Source organism: Streptomyces sp. NPDC051219 (assembly GCF_040682335.1).
GTDB lineage: Bacteria > Actinomycetota > Actinomycetes > Streptomycetales > Streptomycetaceae > Streptomyces.
In genome coordinates, this window is sequence record NZ_JBFBAS010000005.1 from 251,622 (window position 1) to 272,923 (window position 21,302).

The window sequence follows — 21,302 nt, forward strand, 5'->3', positions numbered from 1 at the left end:
CAGGTCTCAAAGACCCGTACCCCGGTCAACCGTATCGCCTGGAACTACTTGTCCTTCCGGCCCACGCTCTGCTGCCGGTCGACCGATGCCTTGACCAGGCCCGCGAAGAGCGGGTGCGGGCGGGTGGGGCGGGAACGCAGCTCCGGGTGGGCCTGCGTGGCCACCAGGTAGGGATGGACCTCCCGCGGGTACTCGACGTACTCGACGAGTTTGTTGTCCGGGGACGTGCCGGAGAACACGATCCCGGTCTTCTTCTCGAGCTCCGCGCGGTACGAGTTGTTGACCTCGTAACGGTGGCGGTGCCTCTCCTCCACATAGGGCTGGTCCGCGTACGCCTCGCGCACGATCGAGCCCTCGGCGAGCTTCGCCGGGTACAGGCCGAGCCGCATGGTGCCGCCGAGGTCACCGGCGCCCTCGACGAAGGCAAGCTGCTCCTCCATCGTGGAGATGACTGGGTGGGCGGTCGCCGCGTCGAACTCGGTCGAATTGGCGTCGGGGATGTCCGCCAGGTTCCGCGCGGCCTCGATGACGATGCACTGGAGGCCGAGGCACAGACCCAGCAGCGGCACCTTGTTCTCACGGGCGTACGTGATCGCGCCGACCTTGCCGTTCACCCCGCGGTCGCCGAACCCGCCGGGGATGAGGATGCCGTCGCAGTCGCCGAGCTGCTTCGCCGCGCCCGCCGGAGTCTTGCAGTCGTCGGAGGCGACCCACTTGACCTTGACCCGCGCCTTGTTCGCGAAGCCGCCGGCGCGCAGCGCCTCGGTCACCGAGAGGTAGGCGTCGGGCAGGTCGATGTACTTGCCCACGAGCGCGATGGTGACCTCGTGGTCGGGATTGTGGACGCGGTCCAGCAGGTCGTCCCACGTGGTCCAGTCGACATCGCGGAACGGGAGGTCGAGCTTGCGCACGACGTACGCGTCCAGGCCCTCGGTGTGCAGCACCTTCGGGATGTCGTAGATCGACTTGGCGTCGATCGCGGCGACGACGGCGGCCTCGTCGACGTCGCACATCAGCGAGATCTTCCGCTTGATGGACGTCGGGACGTCGCGGTCGGCACGCAGCACGATCGCGTCCGGCTGGATACCGATGTTGCGCAGCGCGGCGACGGAGTGCTGCGTGGGCTTGGTCTTCAGCTCGCCGGACGGGCCGATGTAGGGCAGCAGCGAGATGTGCACGACGAAGACGTTGTCCCGGCCGACCTCGTGACGGACCTGGCGGACGGTCTCCAGGAACGGCAGCGACTCGATGTCGCCGACCGTGCCGCCGACCTCGGTGATGACGACGTCGACATCCTCGGTCGCCATGCGGCGGATGCGGTGCTTGATCTCGTTGGTGATGTGCGGGATGACCTGCACGGTGTCGCCCAGGTACTCGCCCCGGCGCTCCTTGGCGATGACCGTGGAGTACACCTGCCCCGTGGTGACGTTGGCCGAGCCGTCGAGGTCGACGTCGAGGAAGCGCTCGTAGTGGCCGATGTCCAGGTCGGTCTCGGCGCCGTCGTTGGTGACGAACACCTCACCGTGCTGGAACGGGTTCATCGTCCCCGGGTCGACGTTCAGGTACGGGTCGAGCTTCTGCATGGTGACCCGCAGGCCCCGCGCCTTGAGCAGCGCACCCAGGCTGGAGGCCGTGAGGCCCTTGCCGAGGGAGGACGCGACACCCCCGGTGACGAAGATGTGCTTGGTCGTCATGGATTTGGGCGGCATCGCCAAGAGGGGGCTCCCGTGGTCGCGAGGTGAGGTGCGTACCGGCTGCCGGCCCGTGAGTTCCGGGAGGTGCCGTCGCTGCGGTTTCGGGGCCCCTGAAACGTCACAGGTGGCCACCGGTCCACGGGGTACCAGGGTATCAGCGCGAGGGGCAGGCCGCTTCCGGCCATGCGCCGCCACAGCCCGCGTCCCGGCGCTCACGCTGGGCAGTCGTCCGGCATCCCATCACCCTTGGCTCACTCGTTCGGAGCAGTCGCGTTGCCAAGAGCGTCACGCGGATCATCATGCTGCGTCGTATCCTGCTCGGACACTCGCTGCCGAGCAGGCCGGCATAAGGCACCACCCCCGCCCGCCCGGAACAAGAGCTCGTCAACGACCCTTGACCGCAGAGAGCGCCTTCCGGGGCGCCGCAGTAAGCGCCCCGAGGGGCGACGTGGCCGTTCGACTGGAGATGCACGTGGCCGGGCGCATCGAGGATTACGCACTCATCGGAGATATGCAGACCGCTGCCCTGGTCTGCCGGGACGGCACGGCCGACTGGCTGTGCCTGCCCCGCTTCGACTCCCATGCCGTCTTCGCGGGACTGCTTGGCACGGAGGAACACGGCTTCTGGCGCATCGGCCCGGCGGTCGCGCCGGGCACGGAGCCGCCGCGCGCCGACCGCCGCCGCTACCGCGGGGACTCGCTCATCCTCGAATCGGAGTGGGACACCCCCCGCGGCACGGTCCGGGTGACCGATTTCATGCCACCGCGTGACGGCGCACCCCAGCTGATCCGCATCGTCGAGGGAGTCAGCGGCCGGGTGCCGATGCGCTCGGCGCTGCGCATGCGTTTCAGCTACGGACGCGTGGTGCCGTGGGTGCACAGGGTGGACGGGCGTACGGTCGCGGTCGCCGGTCCCGACTCGGTGTGGCTGGACAGCCCGACGAAGACGTACGGCAAGGACCTCACCACGTACTCGGACTTCACCATCGCCCCGGGCCAGCGGCTCGCCTTCACGATCAGCTGGCAGGCCTCCCACAAGGAGCCGCCCCCGCTGCCGGATCCCGAGGGCGCGCTGGAGGCGACCTCGGACTTCTGGCGGGAATGGGTCGAGCACTGCACGTACCACGGCCCGTACCGCGAGGCGGTGGTCCGGTCGCTGATCACACTGAAGGCGCTCACGTACGCGCCCACCGGCGGGATCGTCGCGGCTCCCACGACCTCGCTGCCGGAGGAGATCGGCGGCGTACGGAACTGGGACTACCGCTACACCTGGCTGCGCGACGCCGCGATCACGCTGTCGTCGCTGCTGCGCACCGGTTACCGCGAGGAGGCCCGCGCCTGGCGCGAGTGGCTGCTGCGTGCGGTGGCCGGCGACCCGGAGAACCTGCAGATCATGTACGGGATCGCGGGCGAACGGGAGCTCGGCGAGGCCGAGCTCGACTGGCTGCCCGGCTACGAGAACTCGGCGCCGGTCCGGGTCGGCAACGGCGCGGCGAACCAGCTGCAGCTCGACGTGTACGGCGAGGTCACCGAGGCACTGCACCTGGCCCATATGACGGGCCTGACGCGCAACGACTACGCGTCGCTTCTCCAGCTCAAACTGATCCGCTATCTCGAGAAGCACTGGGACCAGCCCGACGAGGGCATCTGGGAGGTGCGCGGCCCCCGCCGCCACTTCGTGCACTCCAAGGTGATGGCCTGGGTCGCGGTCGACCGCACGATCAAGCTGATCGAGTCCGGTGACGCGGACGGGCCGCTGGAACGGTGGCGCGAACTGCGCGACGACATCCACCGCGACGTCTGCGAAAAGGGCTACGACAAGGAGCGCAACACCTTCACCCAGTCCTACGGGTCGAAGGAGCTGGACGCCTCGCTGCTGCTCATCCCCCAGATGGGCTTTCTGCCGCCGGACGACAAGAGGGTCATCGGCACCATCGAGGCCATCCAGCGCGAACTGTCCACGTCGGACGGGTTCGTCCTGCGCTACCCGACGGCCGGCGACAAGGCGGGCGTGGACGGTCTGGAGGGGGACGAAGGGGCCTTCCTCGCCTGCTCGTTCTGGCTTGCCGACGACCTCGCGATGATCGGGCGGGTCGACGAGGCACGCCTGCTGTTCGAGAGGCTGCTGGCGCTCCGCAACGACCTGGGCCTGCTCGCCGAGGAGTGGGACCCGCGCCTGCAACGCCAGGTCGGGAACTTCCCGCAGGCCTTCAGCCATGTCCCGCTGATCGACACGGCGCTGCGGCTGACGGCCAGCGGCGCGTACGGCGGCTGAGGGCTCGGGCCGGCGCTCGGGCACAAGGCCCGGCGGACGGCTCGGGCACAGGCGCGGCAGGACTGTGCGAATTACGATGAGTAGGTCCTGTCGCGCCCCTCGGAAGGGGGCATCATGGCTCCCCAAGGCATCGCCGACCCGTTTCTCGACCGGCTCCGGGAGGATCTGTCCGGCGAAGTGCTGACGTCCGGTGAAATCGGGTACGACGAGGCCCGCGCCGTCTTCAACGCCATGATCGACCGGCATCCCGCCATCATCGTCCAGTGCGAGACGGACGAGGACGTGGCCGCTGCCGTCCGGTTCGGCCGCGACCACGAGTTGCCGGTCTCCGTACGCGGTGGTGGTCACAGCGTCGCCGGCATGGCACTGGTCGACGACGGCCTCGTGGTGGATCTGCGCCGGATGCACGCGGTGAGTGTCGATCCCGTCGGCCGTACGGTCCGGGTGGGGGGCGGAGCCACCATGAGTCATCTGGACCGGGCCACCGAGCCGTTCGGTCTGGCCACCACCGGCGGCCGGGTGTCCACCACCGGAGTCGGCGGCTTCACCCTGGGCGGCGGAACCGGCTGGCTGGACCGCAAGCTCGGGCTGGCCTGCGACAACCTGACCGCCGTCGACCTGGTGACCGCCGAGGGCGAGCGGGTGCACGCCTCCGAGGACGAGAATCCGGAGCTGTTCTGGGCACTGCACGGCGGGGGCGGAAACTTCGGCGTGGCCACCTCGCTCACGCTGCGGCTGCATCCGGTCGCCGGAGTGACGGTCCTCCTGCTGCTGTGGCAGGCAGAGGCGGGTCCCGGCGTACTGCGTACGTACCGCGATTTCGTGGAGTCCGCTCCGCCCGAGGCAGGCGGCGGCTTCATCTTCCTGACGGGGCCACCGGAGGAGTTCGTGCCGGAGCACCTGGTCGGCAACCTTCTCGGTGCCGCGCTGGTGACCTACGTGGGTACGGAGCAGCAGGCGCGGAAGGCGGCCGCACCGCTGCTGGACCTCGGGCCCGAGGCGGCGATGATCGCGGAGATGCCGTACGCGGAACTGCAGTGCATGCTGGACGATCCGCCGGGCCTGCGGAACTACTGGTCCGCCGAGTATCTCGACTCCTTCCCGGACGAGGCGGCAGACGTCTTCTGCGACCGTGCCCGGACCATGATCGTGCCCTCGGCGTCCCAGCACGTGCTGTTCCCACAGGGCGGCGCGGTGGCCGACGACTCGGCCGGGTACCCGGTGCCGTGGCGGACGGCACCGTGGATCGTGCACCCCTTCGGTCTGTGGGAGAACCCCGCCGACGACGAGCGCGGCCGTCAGTGGGTGCGCGACGTACGGTCCGACATGCAGCCCTGGTCCAACGGGACCGTGTACCTCAACTTCATCGGGAACGAGGGCGAGCAGCGGGTGGTGGCCGGGTTCGGCGCCGAGAACTTCGAGCGTCTCGCCGCGGTGAAGACGCAGTACGACCCCGACAACGTGTTCAGTCGCAACCACAACATCAGGCCGCAATGAGGTTGTTCACGGAACATTCGCCCAGGTAGCGTCCCCAGCCATGGCTGTGCCTGCCCCGGGGGACACCCATCCGGAACCCCGGCGGAGAAGGTCGGCCCACCCACCGGCGCGACACATCACGAGGCGAATTCCTTGGACACACAGGGCGGCGGAATCACCGTGCAGCGGGCGCTCGAACTGCCCGGACTCCGCAGCGGACTGCCGGAGGTCGTGGCCGCCTCGGACCGCCTGAACCGGACGGTGCGCTGGGTACACGCGGGCGAGGTTCCGAACATCGCCTCACTGCTGAAGGGCGGCGAGCTGCTGCTCACCACGGGGCTGGGGCTCGGCACCCGGCCGGCCGAGCAGCGCGCCTTCGTACGCAGGCTCGCCGACCGCGGGATCGCGGCCCTCGTCGTGGAGCTGGGACCGCGCTTCGGCCGACTGCCGGCGACGATCGTGGAGACCGCGCGGGCGGCAGGGCTGCCGTTGGTGCAACTGCACCGCGAGGTGCCCTTCGTGACAGTGACGGAAGAGATCCACACCGAGATCGTCAACGGGCACTACGCCCTGCTCCAGCAGGCCGAGGAGGTCCACCTTCGGTGTACCGAGGCAGTCCTGGGCGGCGGTGGAATCCCCCAGGTGCTGGGCATCCTGGCCGACTTCACCGGCGACCCGGTCTTCCTGGAGACCCCGGACGGACAGCTGCTGTACGCAGCTGCCAACGCCGCCGGTCCGGAACCGGCTTTGGCCGATCCGCTGCAGATGTGGGAGGGACTGCGCGGCCAGCGCGAGGCGCGCGAGGACGGCCCGCCGGCGAACGCCGTTCTGGTGGATGTGCCGGGGGGTGGCCACGGGACCGGGGCGGTGCGCGCCCGGATAGTCCTGCTGGCCGTGTCCTCGCCGCTGCTGCCGGTGCACCGGATCGCGGCGGAGCGTGCCGCCGGCATCCTCGCCGTCGTCCTGATGCAGGCGCGCCAGGAGGAGGAGCTCGCGGCGCGCGGGCGCGGCGACTTCCTGACCGATCTGGCCGAGGGCCGTATCGCCGCGGAGGACGCCCCCGCCCAGGCCCGGGTGCTCGGCTTCAAACCGGGCGAGGGACCGCTGCTGCCGGTAGTGATGCGGCTCGCGGCCGAGCTGTCGCCGACCGGCAACTGGGCGGTGCTCGCACGTGCGGTGCTCGAGGAGCTCTCCTCGGTCGGGGTGCCGGTGCTGCTGGGCGTGCGCCCGGTCGAGGGACGGGTGCCCCTGCTGCTCGGCCTGCGCTCCGAGTCCGAACGTACGGCGGTGGCGGACCGGGTGGCGGCGGCGCTGCGAGCCGGTGTCGAACGGGCCGGCCTGGAGCGGGCGGGCGGACATCCGCCCGTCGTGGTGGTCGGTGTCGCGGGTGGCTGGGCGGCGGCGAGCGCGGGACTGCGGCACGCCGCGGAGACGGCTACGGCCGCGCAGGGCCTGATGGACCGGCCGTGGTACGACGCCCGGCGGCTGGACATCGACCTGCTGCTGTGGCGGCTGCGGGAGCACCCCGACCTCGCGGCGTTCGTGGACCGCGCGATCGGGCCGCTGCGGGCCCACGACCGGACATCGAAGCCGCCACTGCTGCCCACTCTGGAGACGTATCTGGCGCATGCGGGCCGCAAGGCGGAGACGGCCCGCGAGCTGCACCTGAACCGTCAGACGCTGTACAACCGGCTCGCCCGGATCTCGGAACTGCTGGGCACGGACCTGGACGACCCCCAGACCGTACTGGCCCTGAGCCTGGCCCTCAGAGCCCGCCGCCACACGCCCTGACCGTCCCCGCCCGTCGCCCGAGTGCGTACGGGCGACGGGCGGCCGAGGCGCGGGAGTGCGTGTCTCGGCCCGCCCAGGGAAGTGCGTCCCACAGAGGAAGCCGGCGCCTCGCCGGCCCAGTGCCACTGGGCGGCCCGACCGCTAACGGCCCGGCTCCGCCAGTTCGTCGTAGACCGCCAGCACCTGCGCGACCGTGTCGTCCTCAGTCGGCCAGGTCGCCGCCTGCAGTTGTCCCGCCGTGGCAAGTTCACTCCGGCGGGCCGGGTCGGACAGCAGCCGCTCGACCGCGTCGGCGAAAGCCTCGGCGTCCCCGTACGGGACGAGTACGGCAGCGTCGCCCACCAGTTCCGGAACCCCGCCCACCGCTGTGGCGACCAGCGGCACGCCGGCCCGCAGCGCCTCCTGCGCCAGCAGGGAGCGGGCCTCCCAGCGGCTGGGCAGCAGCGCGAGGTCGGCGGCGGCCAGCAGTTCGGCGGCGTCGTCGCGGCGGCCGACGAGCCGGGCGGGCAGCGATTCAGCCTCGATGCGGCGTCGCAGCTCACCCCGCTGCGGCCCCTCCCCCGCGATGACGAGCAGCGGTACGGGGTCCAGGCTCCGCCACCGGCGAGCCGCGTCCAGGAGCATGGAGTACCCCCGGTGCGGCACGAGACTGCCGACGGCCATCAGCAACGGGCGTCCGACCGCCCCCAGTTCCACCCGGGCCTTGCTGTCCGCCGCGCCTCCGAAAGCCCGCCGGGGGCCCGGCACGGTGACCGGCGCGAGCCGCGCGTCGCGCGCCCCCCGGCGGCGCGCCCGGTCGACCAGGTCTGAGGACGTGGCGAGCACGACAGTCGCCGCCCTGGCCACCCTCCGCTCCATCAGACGCGTCACGTGCCCCCGCGCGCCCTCGGTATGCGCCCGCGTGTGCCAGGTGACCACCAGGGGAACCGGCCTGCCCCTGAGCGCGAGGGCGGCCCTCATCGCCGCGTGGAGTCCGTGCGCGTGCACCACGTCCGCCGCGCCGCACACCGTACGCAGAGCGGCCACCGCGGCAGCATCCCCGCGCCGCGGCACCGGGGCGAAGTGGGCGCCCGCCCCGATGAAGTCGTAGGCACGGTCGGCGTCGGCGGGGGCGCAGACGGTCACCCGCACGCCCCTCGCCGCCAGCCCCGCGGCCAGCGACCTGACGTGCGCGCTGCTGCCCGCGCTGGCGCCGCTCAGCACTTGGACAGTGCGCAACGGCGCCTTGCCGTACGGCGGGACCGGGGTGCTGCTCACGTGGCCGGAGCTCCTGAGTCGGGCGTCGGACGGTACTCGGACGGGACGAGGTACTACGAGGTCCAGCGAGAGGGGACGGGCGCGGGCGGGACGGTGACAGGCGACGGCGGGGCGGCAGACGGGCGATGACTCGGAGGATCACTCGGGGGATGACGAGCGGGCGGCAGAAGTGCGGCGAGCTGCTGCCGCCAAGGATGCCAGCCCGTACGCGCGTTCCGGCACCGCCAAGGGGTGGATCCCCCCGCCGGGGGCTGTCACGGCAGGCCCGGTATCACTCACACGGGTGAGGAAGTCCCCCAATTCGCCACCGCACGGCTGACCTTGTCCCCGTACACCGCCGCCGCGACCAGCCCCAGCGCGTGCGCCGCGAGCCCGGCCCGGCCGTTGCCCGCGACGACGGCGACACCGAGGGCCGCCCCGAGCGCGTGCGCACCGGCGTCGCCGATCATCGTGCGCTCGCCGAGGTCGTCGGCCGCCACCGCGGCCGCGGCACCGATGGGCGCCGCGGCGAACGTCCCCGCCGAGCCGCCCTTCAGCAGGCCCGGCGCGCCGATCGCGAGTACGGCCGCGGCTGCTCCTCCCGGACGTACGTCGACCAGGTTGACCAGATGAGCGGTGCCCGCGATCACCACGCCCGCCAGCAGTCTGTCGACCGGCCGTTGTCTCAACAGAGCGCCCGCGGCGAGCCCGGCGCCGCCGATCCCGAAGAGCTTCACCGCACCGGTGGTCACTTGTCCCTCCCGCAGGGCGGACAAATGCGCATGGAAGCCGCGTCGCGGATCCCCGGCGCCAGCCAGGTCGTCGTACGTGCCACAGGCTCCGGCGACCAGCACGGCCAGCATTGCCGCACCTCTCTCCCGTCCGGGCACCCCAGGCGCGAGGGCCACGCCGAGCGCGGTTCCCACGGCGGTCGCGGGCCCGGCGAACAGATCGACGACACGCCCTGCGAAGTTCTTCCGCTCCCACAGCGCCGGCCGGCCCGGAGGTCTGCGGCGCAAAGCCACGAATCCGGCGCGGGTGACCCCAACGGCCGTGCCGAGCACGGCAATTGTGCCGACGGAGGTGCGGTGCCCAGGTGCCATGCCGACCACCCTATGGGGCGCGCCGCGGCAGCGCGGCGGCGGCCTGAGCGCGAGCGGCGAGCTCGGGGCGGGACGTCGGGGAGCCGCACGCGACACCGCCTGCGCCCTGCTCTCGCGTCTCCCGGGGCCCGCGTCATCGTCAGCCGTCACCGTCAGCCGTGACGTTCGGGACCGACCTGCAGGCCTGACCTTCAGAGCGTGACCTTCAACCGTGCCCGTCAGGAAGCCACCGCGTCCGCACGCGCCGCGGCGAGAAGTTCCTCCGCGTGGGCACGCGCCGTCTCGGAATCCTCCTGGCCGGCCAGCATCCGTGAGAGCTCGCGCACCCGGTCCTCGCCTTCGAGGACCGTCACACCGCTGCGCGTCACCGAGCCGTCGTTCGTCTTCTCGACCAGCAGCTGCCGGTCCGCGAACGCGGCGACCTGCGGCAGGTGCGTGACCACCACGACCTGCGCGGACTTGGCCAGCTTCGCCAGCCGCCGCCCGACTTCGACGGCCGCCTTGCCGCCCACTCCGGCGTCCACCTCGTCGAAGAGGTACGTGGGCACCGGATCCGATCCCGCGAAGACCACCTCGACAGCGAGCATCACCCGGGACAGTTCACCGCCCGACGCGCCCTTGGCGATGGGCCGGGGCTGGGCGCCCGGGTGCGGGGCGAGCAGCAGCTCGACCTCGTCCGCACCGGACGCGCCACAGGCGACCGGCCGCCCGCCGACCTCGATGCCGTCCGGATCGTCTTGCTGCCGGATGTCGATGGTGACCCGCGCGTGCGGCATGGCGAGCGAAGCCAGTTCGGCGGTGACGGCATCCGCGAAACGCGCGGCAGCCTCCGTCCGGGCGTCCGTCAACGCCTGTGCCAGACCGGAGAGTTCCCCGCGCAGCGCATCCCGCTCCTCGGTCAGCTCGCCGATCCGGTCGTCGTCGCCCTCCAGCTCGGTCAGCCGCGCGGCGCCCTGTTCCGCCCACGCCAGTACGGCGTCGATGTCCTGCCCGTACTTGCGGGTCAGATGGGTCAGGGCCGCCCGCCGCTCCTCCACGGCCGCGAGGCGCAGCGGATCGGCGTCCAGGTTGTCCGCGTAACCAGCCAGTTCGCCCGCGACGTCACCGAGCAGGATGCCGATCTCGCCCATCCTGTCGGCGAGCGCGGCGAGCGCGGGATCGTGGGAACGTACGGCCTCCACGGCCCGGTGCGCACCCGCGACGAGCGTGCTCGCGTCCACGTCCTCCGGGTCCTCGGGGTTGCCGGCGAGCGCCGCATGGGCGACGGCAGCCGCCGAGGCCAGCGCCTCGGCGTGGCCGAGCCGCTCCGCCTCCGCCGCGAGCTCCACGTCCTCGCCCTGCCGGGGCTCGACACCCGCGACCTCGTCGAGTCCGAAGCGCAGCAGATCGGCCTCCTGAGCCCGCTCGCGGGCCCGGGTGGTCAGCTCCTCCAGCTCCGTGGCCACCGCCCGCAGCCGCCGGTACGCGGCCGCGTACTTGGCGTGCGGGACCGCCACCGCGTCACCCGCGTAACGGTCCAGCGCCTGCCGCTGCCGGGCGGGCCGCAGCAGCCCCTGCTGGTCCGTCTGCCCGTGTACGGCGACGAGGTCGTCGGCGAGCTCACCGAGCAGCCCCACCGGCACGGACCGCCCGCCGAGGTGAGCACGCGAGCGCCCCTCGGCGGAGATGGTGCGGCTGATCAGCAACGCCCCGTCGTCGAGTTCGGCCCCGGCCTCCTCGGCACGTACGGCGGCGGGCGCGTCCGCGGGCACGGTGATCCGCCCCTCCACGACCGCGGCCTTGGCCCCGATCCGCACCAGGGCCGGGTCGGCCCGGCCGCCGAGCAGCAGCCCGAGGCTGGTCACAACCATGGTCTTGCCCGCACCGGTCTCGCCGGTCACCGCGGTGAACCCGGGTGACAGCTCGACGACCGCATCGTCGATGACCCCGAGCGACCGTATCCGCATCTCCTCCAACACGGACACGACCATACGAGGTCCGCGGCCCGGTGTGCGACGGGCCCCGCCCCCTTCACCCTCCTGGGCCCCAGGGTCTCTCGTTTGGATCTTGTCGGGCTCGCGGGGTCTGACCTGATCCGAGCGAGAGACCCTGGTGCGGCGCTCCACGCCAGCCCGACACCGGCAGTGCGAACTTGGCCACCAGCCGGTCGGTGAAGGACGCGTGGTGCAGCCGCGCCAGCCGTACCGGCACCGCACCTCGCCGTACCTCCACCCGTGCCCCCGAGGGGAGTTCGAGCGTCCGGCGTCCGTCGCACCACAGCACGCCATGTGGCGTACCCGGCTGCACCTCCACAGCGAGCACCGAGGCCGGCGAGGTCACCAGCGGCTTGGCGAACAGGGCGTGGGCGCTGATCGGCACCATCAGAAGCGCCTCCACCTCGGGCCAGACCACCGGGCCGCCGGCCGAGAAGGCGTACGCGGTGGAGCCCGTCGGGGTGGCGCAGACGATGCCGTCGCAGCCGAATCCCGACACGGGACGGCCGTCGATCTCCAGGACGACCTCGAGCATGCGCTCGGGCGAGACCTTCTGCACGGCGGCCTCGTTGAGCGCCCAGTCGCTGTGCACGACATCGCCGTTGTTGCGGACGACGACGTCGATCGTCATCCGCTCTTCCACCTCGTAGGCCTTGGTGACCACCCGGTCGACCACCTTGTCGAGGTCGTCCCGCTCGGCCTCGGCGAGGAACCCGACGCGCCCCAGGTTGACGCCCAGCATCGGCACGCCGGAAGCGCGGGCGAACTCCGCGCCGCGCAGCAGCGTCCCGTCACCGCCCAGGACGATCAGCAGCTCGCAGCCCTCCAGCGCTCTCGGCGAGGCTTCGCTCACCAGTTCGACGGATGGCGGCAGCGGCAGATCGGCCGCCTCCGCAGCGAGCACCCGTACTCCCAGGCCGCTGCGCAGCAGCCCCTGGACGACGAGTTCGGCACTGCGAATGGCGGCCGGACGGCCGGTATGCGCAAGGAGAAAGACAGTTCGTGATGCTGTTGTCGTCGTCAACGCGGCCCCTCCGCCACTGCACGGTCAACATCGGCTGGATCCAACTCGGGCGCCCCGGCCCTGAGCCACAGAAAGTACTCGACATTGCCGGAAGGACCCGGCAGCGGACTTGCGGTGACACCCTGCACCCCGAGGCCCAGTTCTCCCGCCTGGCGCGCCACTGTGCGCACGGCCTCGGCGCGGAGCTCGGGGCTGCGCACCACCCCGCCACTGCCCAGCCGGTCCTTGCCCACCTCGAACTGCGGTTTCACCATCAGCACGAGGTCGGCGTCCGGTGCCGCGCACCTCGCCAGGGCCGGCAGTACCACCCCCAGCGGGATGAACGACAGGTCACCCACCACCACGTCCACCGCCTCACCGTCAATCACGTCGAGAGTCAGTTCCCGGACGTTGGTACGGTCCTTGACGGTGACGCGTTCATCGCTCTGCAGAGACCAGGCAAGTTGTCCGTAGCCGACATCGACGGCCACGACCTGGCGCGCCCCGGCGCGCAGCAGTACATCTGTGAAGCCGCCGGTCGACGCCCCCGCATCCAGCGCCCGCCGCCCCTCGACCTTCAGCCCGAGCGGCACGAACGCGGCCAGCGCGCCCGCGAGCTTGTGGCCGCCGCGCGAAACGTAGTCCGGGTCGCTCTCGTCGGTACGGACGACGACGGCCGCACTGGTCTCCACCTGGGTGGCGGCCTTGGTCGCGGTGGTGCCGCCGACGGTCACCCGTCCCGCGGCGATCAGCTGGCTCGCGTGCTCGCGCGAGCGGGCGAGCTTACGGCGGACCAGCTCGGCGTCGAGGCGGCGACGTGCCACTCCTGCCACTTTCGGTTCAGCTCCTGTTGTCGTACTCGGAAGGGCCGGGAGGGGGCGCCGGCGGACCCGGGCGGGCGTCGAGCGCGGTCAGCGCGTCACGCAGCCCCCGGTGGACATCCTCGTACACCTCGATGTGCCCGTCCGCCGCGAGGTGGTCGGCGTCCGCCAGACGCAGGAGCTGCGCGTCCACGTCGGCGTCGCCGGTGGGAGTGCGGGGTACGCCGAGGGGCGCGGGCGCGGCGGGCTCGTAGGACGGCGCTTTCGTGATCGCCTCGTCCTCCGCCTGCGCGGCCGCGGGCTCGGCCTCGGGGCCCGGCCATGAGTCGCTCATGCCCCGACGCTACCCCGAACACGACCCACGTCGGCGAACGATGGCCTGTCCGCGGGCTGAGGTAACGTCGATCACGATGGCGACGATCGAAGAGTGCCGCGGCGCACTCGACACACTCTCGGACAACCTGGCGAAGGCCGACGGCGACGTGCGCAGCGCGGCTGCCCTCGACCGCTCGTTGAGCTGCCACATCACCGATCTCGACACCACCTTCACGGGCCGGCTCGCCGAGGGCCGGATCCACGTGGTCGACACGCTGCCGGGCCCGCCTCGGGAGAAGGCGCAGATCCGGCTCGTGATGACGGGTGACGACCTGGTGGCCATGGTCGGCGGCGACCTGAACTTCGCGAGGGCATGGGCCTCGGGCCGGGTGAGGCTCGAGGCCGGCTTCCGCGACCTGCTGAAGCTGCGGACTCTGCTCTAGGGCATGTCCGCCCGGTCATGCCGGGCCCGCGTGCGCCTGCACCGCTCGCTCATCCGGCCTGACCGGCCGGACAGACCCTGACCGCTTCGGGTGCACGTGCCTTGCGCGCGGCCGGCACCACCAGCGGCGTCCCGGTCTCGGGATCGTCGATGACCTGGCAGCGCAGCCCGAAGACCCTCTCAACCAGCTCGGCCGTGACGACCTCGCCGGGCGGGCCCTCGGCGACGACCTGACCGTCTCGCATGGCGATCAGGTGCGAGGCGTAGCGGGCGGCGTGGTTGAGGTCGTGCAGTACGGCGACGAGCGTGCGCCCCTGCGTCTCGTGCAGGTCGGCACAGAGGTCGAGGACGTCGATCTGGTGCTGGATGTCGAGAAAGGTCGTCGGCTCGTCGAGCAGCAGCAGCGGGGTCTGCTGGGCAAGGGCCATCGCGATCCAGACACGCTGCCGCTGGCCACCGGACAGTTCGTCCACGAAGCGGTCGGCCAGTTCACCGACGCCCGTGGCGGCCATCGAATCCCCGACGATCCGCTCGTCCTCCGGCGACCACTGGCGCAGCAGGCCCTGGTGCGGATAGCGGCCGCGCGCGACCAGGTCTGCGACCGTGATCCCGTCGGGCGCGATGGACGACTGCGGCAGCAGCCCCAGTGTCCTGGCCACCTTCTTGGCGGGCATCGAGCCGATGGCCTGGCCGTCCAACAGCACCCGGCCCTGCGAGGGCTTGAGCATCCGGGACAGTGCGCGCAGCAGCGTCGACTTGCCACAGGCGTTCGGGCCGACGATCACCGTGAAGGAGTTGTCCGGGATTTCGACGGAGAGCCTCTCCGCGATGACCCGCTGGTCGTACCCGAGGGTGACGTTTTCCGCTGTAAGGCGCTGCACTGCGGTTCTCCTGTAAGTCTTCATATGCGTCCTGCCTTGCGCTCGGTGACCAGCAGCCACAGCAGATAGACACCACCGACGAGTCCGGTCACGACGCCGACTGGCAGCTGGTCCGAACCGAACGCCTGCTGCGAGGCCCAGTCGGCGACCAGCAGCAGCGCGGCGCCCATCAGGGCGGAGGCAGCGAGGTTGGGGCCCGCCGAGCGGGTGAGCCGCCGGGCGAGCTGGGGCGCGGTGAGAGCCACGAAGGCGATGGGGCCCGCCGCGGCGGTCGCCGCGGCGGTGAGCAGTACGGCACAGGACATGAGAACCAGCCGGGTGCGCTCGACGCGGACGCCGAGGGCGTACGCCGCGTCGTCCCCCATCTCCAGCATCCGCAGGGCGCGTCCGTAACCCAGTACCACCGGCACGAGGACCCCGCACACGGCGAGCAGCGGCCAGACCTGGGCCCAGTCACGCCCGTTGAGGGAGCCGGTCATCCAGACCGTGGCCCGGGTGGCGTCGACCAGTTGCGCCTTGGTCAGCAGGTAGTGGACCACGGCGGTGAGCATGGCGGACGCACCGATGCCGACCAGCACCAGGCGGTAGCCCTGGATACCCCGCTTCCACGCGAGGAGGTAGACCGCGACACCCGTCAGCAGACCGCCGCCGACCGCGCCGGCGGCGACCTCCGCCGCTCCGCCCTTGAAGAGGACGATGACGACGAGCGCGCCCACCGACGATCCGTAACCGAAGCCGATCACGTCCGGACTGCCCAGCGGATTGCGGGAGACGGACTGGAAGACCGCGCCCGCGATCCCCAGCGCGGCCCCGACGAGCAGCCCGACGAGGACGCGCGGCAGCCGGAGGTCCCCGACGATGAACTCCTGTGCGGGGGTGCCGCCCCCGGTCAGCGTGCGTACCACCTCACCGGGCGACATCGGGTAGTCCCCGCTACCGATGAGTACGACGCCGACGACGAGCGCCGCCGCGGCGAGCAGCAGCGCGACGACGAACGCTCTGGGGTCCACCCGGAAGGAGAGACCGCCCGGCGTACGTATGGCGGGGGGACTGGGCTGTACGGGGGTTCTGCCCCGGGAACGAGCACTCACAGCTGGGCCATCCTCCGGCGGCGTACGAGATGGATGAAGACGGGCCCGCCGATGAGTGCGGTGACGATCCCGACCTGGAGCTCCGAGGGCCGCGCGATCACCCGGCCGACGATGTCCGCGCCGAGCAGCAGGACGGGGGACAGCACCGCCGCGTACGGCAGGATCCAGCGCATGTCCGGCCCGGTGATGGCCCGGACGAGGTGCGGGATCATCAGTCCGATGAAGACGATCGGCCCGCAGGCGGCGGTCGCGGCCCCGCACAGCAGGGTGACGGCGGCCATCGCGACGACACGCGTACGCGTCAGATGGGCGCCCAGCGCCCTGGCGGTGTCGTCACCCATGGCCATGGCGTTGAGCGGACGGCCGATGCCCAGGGCGAGCACGAGGCCCACGGCGAGGAACGGCAGTACCTGGCCGACGGTGGCCATATTGGCCGACGCCAGGGAACCGACTGTCCAGAAGCGGAGCTTGTCGAGTGCCGCGGAGTCCATCAGCTGGACGGCGTTGGTGTAGCCGTACAGAGCCGCGGTGGCCGCCGTGCCCGCCAGCGCGAGTCGTACCGGCGTGGCACTGCGGCTGCCCCCCAGCAGATAGACGAGCACCGACACGGCCGCGGCCCCGGCCAAGGCGAACCACACGTACGCGGTCATCGAGGAGGCCCCGAGGAAGCTGATGCCGGAGACGACGGCGGCCGCGGCCCCCGCGTTCACGCCCAGGATGCCCGGCTCGGCCAGCGGGTTGCGGGTGAGCGCCTGCATCACTGCGCCGGCGAGCCCGAGTGCCGAACCGACGAGCAGCCCGAGCAGGGTGCGCGGGATGCGCACCTTCTCGACGACAACGTCGGTGGCGGTGCCCGTGTTGTGGAACAGGCCGTGCCAGACCTGGTCCATCGGGATCTGCTTGGCGCCGATGGCGACGCTCGCCAGCGCGACGAGCAGCAGCGCGCCGAGGGACACAAGTAGCCCTGCGGCGCGCGCCGCATTGCGTTTGCGGGGCGCGAGGACTGGCTCCGCGCTCTGTTCGGGAGGACTGTCGACCAACACGAGGTTAGGTTAGCCTACCCTCCGAACGCTGCCACGGCGAGGCGGTCTCCGAGTGTCCCTCAACTCCCTTGCGCCGCCCAACGGCTCACAGCCCGAGCCGGGACAGCGCCTTTCCCGCGTCAAGCGTGCACGAGCCGTCCCCGGCCTGCGTCCAGGCGGCCGCGCACAGCGCCCGCAGCCCGTTCAGAGCGTCACCGTCCTTGGTCTGCTCGTGGTTTGCGCGCTCGTCCTTCTCGTTGCCGTCGCTGTCCAGAACCAGCGCGTCGCCCGACGCCCGCGCGGTCCACCCGCCACACGTGAATCCGCCCGCCGCCTCGGTCACTTGGGGCTGCCCGGTGAGCAGCCCGCGCAGGTCCGCGTCGACATAGGTCGGCCGGTGCCGGGGCTCGGCCGCCAGCAACTGTGCCGCGTCCGTCACCCCGGTCAGTACGAGCAGCGAGTCCACGCCGCCGTTGAACGCGCCCTCGATGTCCGTGTCCAGCCGGTCGCCGACCACCAGCGGCCGCTCCGCGCCCGTACGCAGAATCGTCTCCCGGTGCATCGGCGGCAGCGGCTTGCCCGCGACCTGCGGCTCCGCACCGGTGGCGATCCGTACCACCTCGACCGCCGCGCCGTTGCCCGGCGCGATCCCGCGCGCACTCGGAATCGTCAGGTCGGTGTTGGACGCGAACCACGGCACCCCGCGCGCGATCGCGTAGCACGCCTCGGCGAACCGCCCCCAGGCCAGCTCCGGCCCGCCGTACCCCTGCACCACCGCCGCCGGATCGTCCTCCGCCGACTCGACCGGCTCCAGCCCCCGCTCACGCAGCGCGGCCCGCAGCCCCTCCCCGCCGATCACCAGCACCCGAGCCCCCGCCGGAACCTGGTCGCAGATCAGCCGGGCGACCGCCTGCGCCGAAGTGATCACGTCAGCGGACTCCGCAGCCACCCCGAGTTCGGTCAAGTGCTCCGCAACGGCCTCCGGTGTCCGCAGCGCGTTGTTGGTCACGTACGCCAGGTGCATTCCGCCCGCCCGGGCGGTGCCGAGCGACTCCACGGCATGGTCGATCGCCTCACCACCCGCGTACACCACCCCGTCCAGATCGAGCAGGGCCGTGTCGTACGCCTCGTTCAGCGTTCGCTCGCTGCCCTCGGGCCTGGTCCTGCTCGGGGTCATCCTGTCCACTCCTCACTCGGTGCGTGTCCCCCGATCATCGCTCATCGCGGCACCCCACTTACGATGCATCAATGAGCAGAACTGGGGCCGCGGACCGCGGACTGCGCCTGATCCCTTTTCACGGGCTGCGCTATGTCCCCGAGCGGGTCGGCAGCCTCGCCGCCGTCACCTCTCCGCCGTACGACGTCGTCGTACGGCCCGACGGCCTCCACCACCTGGAGTCCGCGGACCCCCACAACATCGTCAGGCTGATCCTCCCCCAGGCGGCCGGGCCCTCCGCCCGCAACGAGAAGGCGGCCGACACCCTCCACCGCTGGCTGTCCGAAGGCGTCCTCGCTCCCGACACCGAGCCCGCTCTGTACGTGTACGAACAGCGCAAGGGCGATCTCCTCCAGCGCGGGCTCATCGGATCGCTCGAACTCTCCGCCCCCGGCGCGGGCATCGTCCTCCCGCACGAAGACGTCATGCCGCACGTCGTCAAGGACCGTGCCGATCTGATGCGCGCCACCGCGGCCAACCTCGAACCGCTCCTGCTGACCTACGTCAGCGGCGGAGAACCGACGGGGGCGGCAGCCGTCATCGAGCGCACCGTGCACGATTCACCACTGCTGTCCACCACAACCGAGGACGGCTTCTGCCACCGGTTGTGGTCGATCACGGACTCCGCCGACCTGGCCGAGATCACCGACGATCTGGCGGAGCACCAGGCCCTGATCGCCGACGGCCACCACCGCTGGGCGACGTACCTCCGGCTCCAGGCCGAGCACCCGTCGTCGAGCCCCTGGGACTTCGGCCTGGTGTTGCTGGTCGACACGGCCCGCTACCCGCTCCAGGTCCGCGCCATCCACCGCGTGCTGCACCGGCTGCCGGTCGCGGACGCGCTCTCCGCGCTGGCCGGCTCCTTCCGTATCCGCAGGGTCGAGGGCCCGCTTCCCGCAGCTCTCATGGCACTGGGTGATGCGGCGGGCGAAGGAAACGCGTTCCTCCTCGCCGGAGACGGCTCCTTCCATCTGGTCTCCCACCCCGACCCCGCACTGCTCGACTCGACGATCCGACGGGACCGTCCGGAGGCCTGGCGCCGACTGGACGCCACGGTCCTGCACGCCACGTTGCTGGAACAGGTGTGGCAGATCCCGGACGCTCCGGAGCACATCGCGTACATCCACGACGCCGAGGCCACGGTCGACCAGGCTGAGCGTCGCGGCGGCACGGCTGTCCTGATGCATCCGGTACACGAGGAAGTCGTCCGCGACCTGGCCCGCCAAGGCGTCACGATGCCGCGGAAGTCGACGTCCTTCGGCCCGAAGCCGGCCACCGGCCTGGTCCTGCGCAGCCTTACGACGGACTGACCGGTCCCTCGACCCGGCGTCCGGAAACGGCAAAGGGCGGCACCCCGTGGGGGTGCCGCCCTTTCTCACGCCCGATCAGGCGTTGTCGTTCTTCTCGTCGTCGGAGACGACCGGGGCTGCATCAGCCTCGGCCACGGCCTCCGGCTCACGGTCGGCGTCGACATCAACGTCGAGTACCGGCTCGTCGTCCTCGTCGCCGAGGGCGTCGACGAACTCCACGCCATCCATCTCCGCCAGCCGGTCGGAGGCATCCGTGGCCCCGTCCTTGTCGGCCTCGAGCGCCTTGGCGAACCACTCACGCGCCTCGTCCTCACGACCAGCCGAGAGCAGCGCGTCGGCGTAGGCGTACCGCAGACGTGCGGTCCACGGCTGCACCGAGTTCGAAGCCAGTTCCGGGCTCTGAAGGGTCACGATGGCGGCATCGAGCTGCCCCATGTCCCTGCGCGCCCCGGCGGTGACCAGTCGCATCTCGACCTGGCCGGCCTTGTCCAGCTTCTGCACCTCGGGCTCACCGGCCATCGCCAGGGCCCGCTCGGGACGGCCGAGACCCCGCTCGCAGTCGGCCATGACCGGCCACAGCTCCACGGAACCGGTCATCCGCCGCGCGGCACGGAACTCGGCGAGCGCCTCCGTGTACTTCTGGGTCGCGTACGCGGCGAAACCGGCCGCCTCACGTACGGCAGCCACACGCGAGGCGAGCCGCAGCGCGATGCGCGAGTACTCATACGCCTGCTCGGGCTCCTCGTCGATCAGCCGCGCGACCATGACGAGATTCTTGGCGACATCCTCGGCCAGGGTCTTCGGCAGGCTCATCAGCTCCTGGCGTACGTCCTTGTCGATCTCGTCACCGGTGACGTCCTCGTGAATCGGCAGCCGCCTGATGGGCTCGCGGTCACGGTCGCGGTCACGGTCGTCTCCGCGCCCATAGCCACCCCGGTCGCGGTCATCACGCTGGCCCCGGTAACCGCCGCGGTCCCGGTCGTCACGCTGCCCGCGGTACCCACCGCGGTCCCGGTCGTCGCGTCGGGCGTCGCGTCGGTCGTCCGAACGGAAGCCACCACCACTGGGACGGTCTTCGCGCCCCCGGTAGCCACCGCCACGCTCGTCGTCGCGGCGCGCAGGACCGCTGGGACGCTCGTCCCGGCCCCGGTAGCCACCGCCACGCTCGTCGTCGCGGCGCGCAGGACCGCTGGGACGCTCGTCCCGGCCCCGGTAGCCACCACCGCCGGCCGGACGACCACCACGGTCATCACGACGGTCGTCACGGCGGAACCCGCCACGGTCGTCCTCACGACGCGGTGCACGGTCGTCACGGGGGAAGCCACCGCCCGGACGGCCGCCACGGTCGTCTTCGCGACGCGGCCCGCGGTATCCACCACGTTCGTCGTCCCGACGCGGCGCACGGTCGTCACGGCGGAACCCGCCACCGGCGCCACCGCTGGGGCGGTCGTCACGGCGCGCAGGACCGCTGGGACGCTCGTCCCGGCCCCGGTAGCCACCACCGCCGGCCGGACGACCACCACGGTCATCACGGCGGTCATCACGGCGGAACCCACCACCGGCGCCACCGCTGGGGCGGTCGTCACGGCGCGCAGGACCGCTGGGACGCTCGTCCCGGCCCCGGTAGCCACCACCGCCGGCCGGACGACCACC

16 protein-coding genes and 2 pseudogenes are annotated in these 21,302 nt (G+C 71.7%); 6 read left to right on the top strand and 12 right to left on the bottom strand.

Going from position 1 to position 21,302, the window contains the following annotated elements:
- Positions 1-44: 44 nt before the first annotated feature.
- A complete protein-coding gene (locus tag AB0M62_RS09465; protein WP_366073522.1) occupies positions 45-1,709 on the bottom strand; it encodes a CTP synthase in 1,665 nt (554 codons plus the stop codon).
- Between the two features lie 451 nt (positions 1,710-2,160).
- On the opposite strand from AB0M62_RS09465, the gene AB0M62_RS09470 reads away from it, so the two are divergent.
- The 3 genes from AB0M62_RS09470 (at position 2,161) to AB0M62_RS09480 (ending at position 7,236) form a co-directional block, all read left to right on the top strand.
- Positions 2,161-3,969 carry a glycoside hydrolase family 15 protein gene (locus tag AB0M62_RS09470; protein WP_366073558.1) on the top strand — a complete coding sequence of 603 codons (1,809 nt, stop codon included), beginning with the start codon at positions 2,161-2,163 and terminating at the stop codon, positions 3,967-3,969.
- 114 nt (positions 3,970-4,083) lie between these two features.
- Positions 4,084-5,466, top strand: coding sequence for an FAD-binding oxidoreductase (locus AB0M62_RS09475; protein WP_366073523.1), 1,383 nt, complete (start codon positions 4,084-4,086; stop codon positions 5,464-5,466).
- A 132-nt stretch (positions 5,467-5,598) separates the two neighbouring features.
- Entirely contained in the window at positions 5,599-7,236 is a 1,638-nt protein-coding gene (locus AB0M62_RS09480; RefSeq protein WP_366073524.1) for a PucR family transcriptional regulator, read from the top strand.
- Between the two features lie 141 nt (positions 7,237-7,377).
- On the opposite strand, the gene AB0M62_RS09485 is transcribed toward AB0M62_RS09480, so the two are convergent.
- The 6 genes and pseudogenes from AB0M62_RS09485 to AB0M62_RS09510 form a co-directional block, all read right to left on the bottom strand.
- A complete protein-coding gene (locus tag AB0M62_RS09485; protein WP_366073525.1) occupies positions 7,378-8,493 on the bottom strand; it encodes a glycosyltransferase family 4 protein in 1,116 nt (371 codons plus the stop codon).
- A gap of 275 nt (positions 8,494-8,768) precedes the next feature.
- Positions 8,769-9,575 carry a hypothetical protein gene (locus AB0M62_RS09490; RefSeq protein ID WP_366073526.1) on the bottom strand — a complete coding sequence of 269 codons (807 nt, stop codon included), beginning with the start codon at positions 9,573-9,575 and terminating at the stop codon, positions 8,769-8,771.
- Between the two features lie 218 nt (positions 9,576-9,793).
- Entirely contained in the window at positions 9,794-11,545 is a 1,752-nt protein-coding gene (gene recN / locus AB0M62_RS09495) for a DNA repair protein RecN (protein WP_366073527.1), read from the bottom strand.
- Positions 11,546-11,666: 121 nt separating this feature from the next.
- A pseudogene (locus AB0M62_RS09500) lies at positions 11,667-12,572 on the bottom strand (NAD kinase); the annotation flags it as partial.
- On the bottom strand, positions 12,569-13,384 hold the full coding sequence (locus tag AB0M62_RS09505; RefSeq protein ID WP_366073528.1) for a TlyA family RNA methyltransferase: 816 nt from the start codon (positions 13,382-13,384) through the stop codon (positions 12,569-12,571). The gene AB0M62_RS09505 and the pseudogene AB0M62_RS09500, both read right to left, overlap by 4 nt.
- 7 nt (positions 13,385-13,391) lie before the next feature.
- Complete coding sequence (locus tag AB0M62_RS09510; protein WP_366073529.1) at positions 13,392-13,706, bottom strand: hypothetical protein; 315 nt, start codon at positions 13,704-13,706, stop codon at positions 13,392-13,394.
- Between the two features lie 76 nt (positions 13,707-13,782).
- On the opposite strand from AB0M62_RS09510, the gene AB0M62_RS09515 reads away from it, so the two are divergent.
- Entirely contained in the window at positions 13,783-14,130 is a 348-nt protein-coding gene (locus tag AB0M62_RS09515; RefSeq protein WP_366073530.1) for an SCP2 sterol-binding domain-containing protein, read from the top strand.
- A 49-nt stretch (positions 14,131-14,179) separates the two neighbouring features.
- Here the strand turns inward: AB0M62_RS09515 and AB0M62_RS09520 are convergent, their stop codons facing one another.
- From AB0M62_RS09520 to AB0M62_RS09535, 4 genes are all read right to left on the bottom strand, one after another.
- The gene (locus AB0M62_RS09520) at positions 14,180-15,034 is read right to left on the bottom strand and encodes an ABC transporter ATP-binding protein (RefSeq protein WP_366073531.1); all 855 of its coding nucleotides are present in this window, start codon (positions 15,032-15,034) and stop codon (positions 14,180-14,182) included.
- Entirely contained in the window at positions 15,031-16,101 is a 1,071-nt protein-coding gene (locus AB0M62_RS09525; RefSeq protein ID WP_366073532.1) for an iron chelate uptake ABC transporter family permease subunit, read from the bottom strand. The genes AB0M62_RS09520 and AB0M62_RS09525 overlap by 4 nt, the downstream gene beginning before the upstream one ends.
- Positions 16,098-17,057 (bottom strand): iron chelate uptake ABC transporter family permease subunit, encoded by a 960-nt coding sequence (locus tag AB0M62_RS09530; RefSeq protein WP_366073559.1) that lies wholly within the window; start codon positions 17,055-17,057, stop codon positions 16,098-16,100. The genes AB0M62_RS09525 and AB0M62_RS09530 overlap by 4 nt, the downstream gene beginning before the upstream one ends.
- Positions 17,058-17,229: 172 nt before the next feature.
- A complete protein-coding gene (locus AB0M62_RS09535) occupies positions 17,230-18,300 on the bottom strand; it encodes an HAD-IIA family hydrolase (RefSeq protein WP_366073533.1) in 1,071 nt (356 codons plus the stop codon).
- Between the two features lie 71 nt (positions 18,301-18,371).
- Between AB0M62_RS09535 and AB0M62_RS09540 the strand changes: the two genes are divergently transcribed.
- Positions 18,372-19,649, top strand: a complete 1,278-nt coding sequence (locus AB0M62_RS09540) for a DUF1015 domain-containing protein (protein WP_366073534.1) — start codon at positions 18,372-18,374, stop codon at positions 19,647-19,649.
- A gap of 75 nt (positions 19,650-19,724) precedes the next feature.
- On the opposite strand, the gene AB0M62_RS09545 is transcribed toward AB0M62_RS09540, so the two are convergent.
- Positions 19,725-20,462 (bottom strand): tetratricopeptide repeat protein, encoded by a 738-nt coding sequence (locus AB0M62_RS09545; RefSeq protein WP_366073535.1) that lies wholly within the window; start codon positions 20,460-20,462, stop codon positions 19,725-19,727.
- A gap of 48 nt (positions 20,463-20,510) precedes the next feature.
- Here AB0M62_RS09545 and AB0M62_RS09550 point away from each other — a divergent pair.
- A pseudogene (locus AB0M62_RS09550) lies at positions 20,511-21,302 on the top strand (hypothetical protein); the annotation flags it as partial.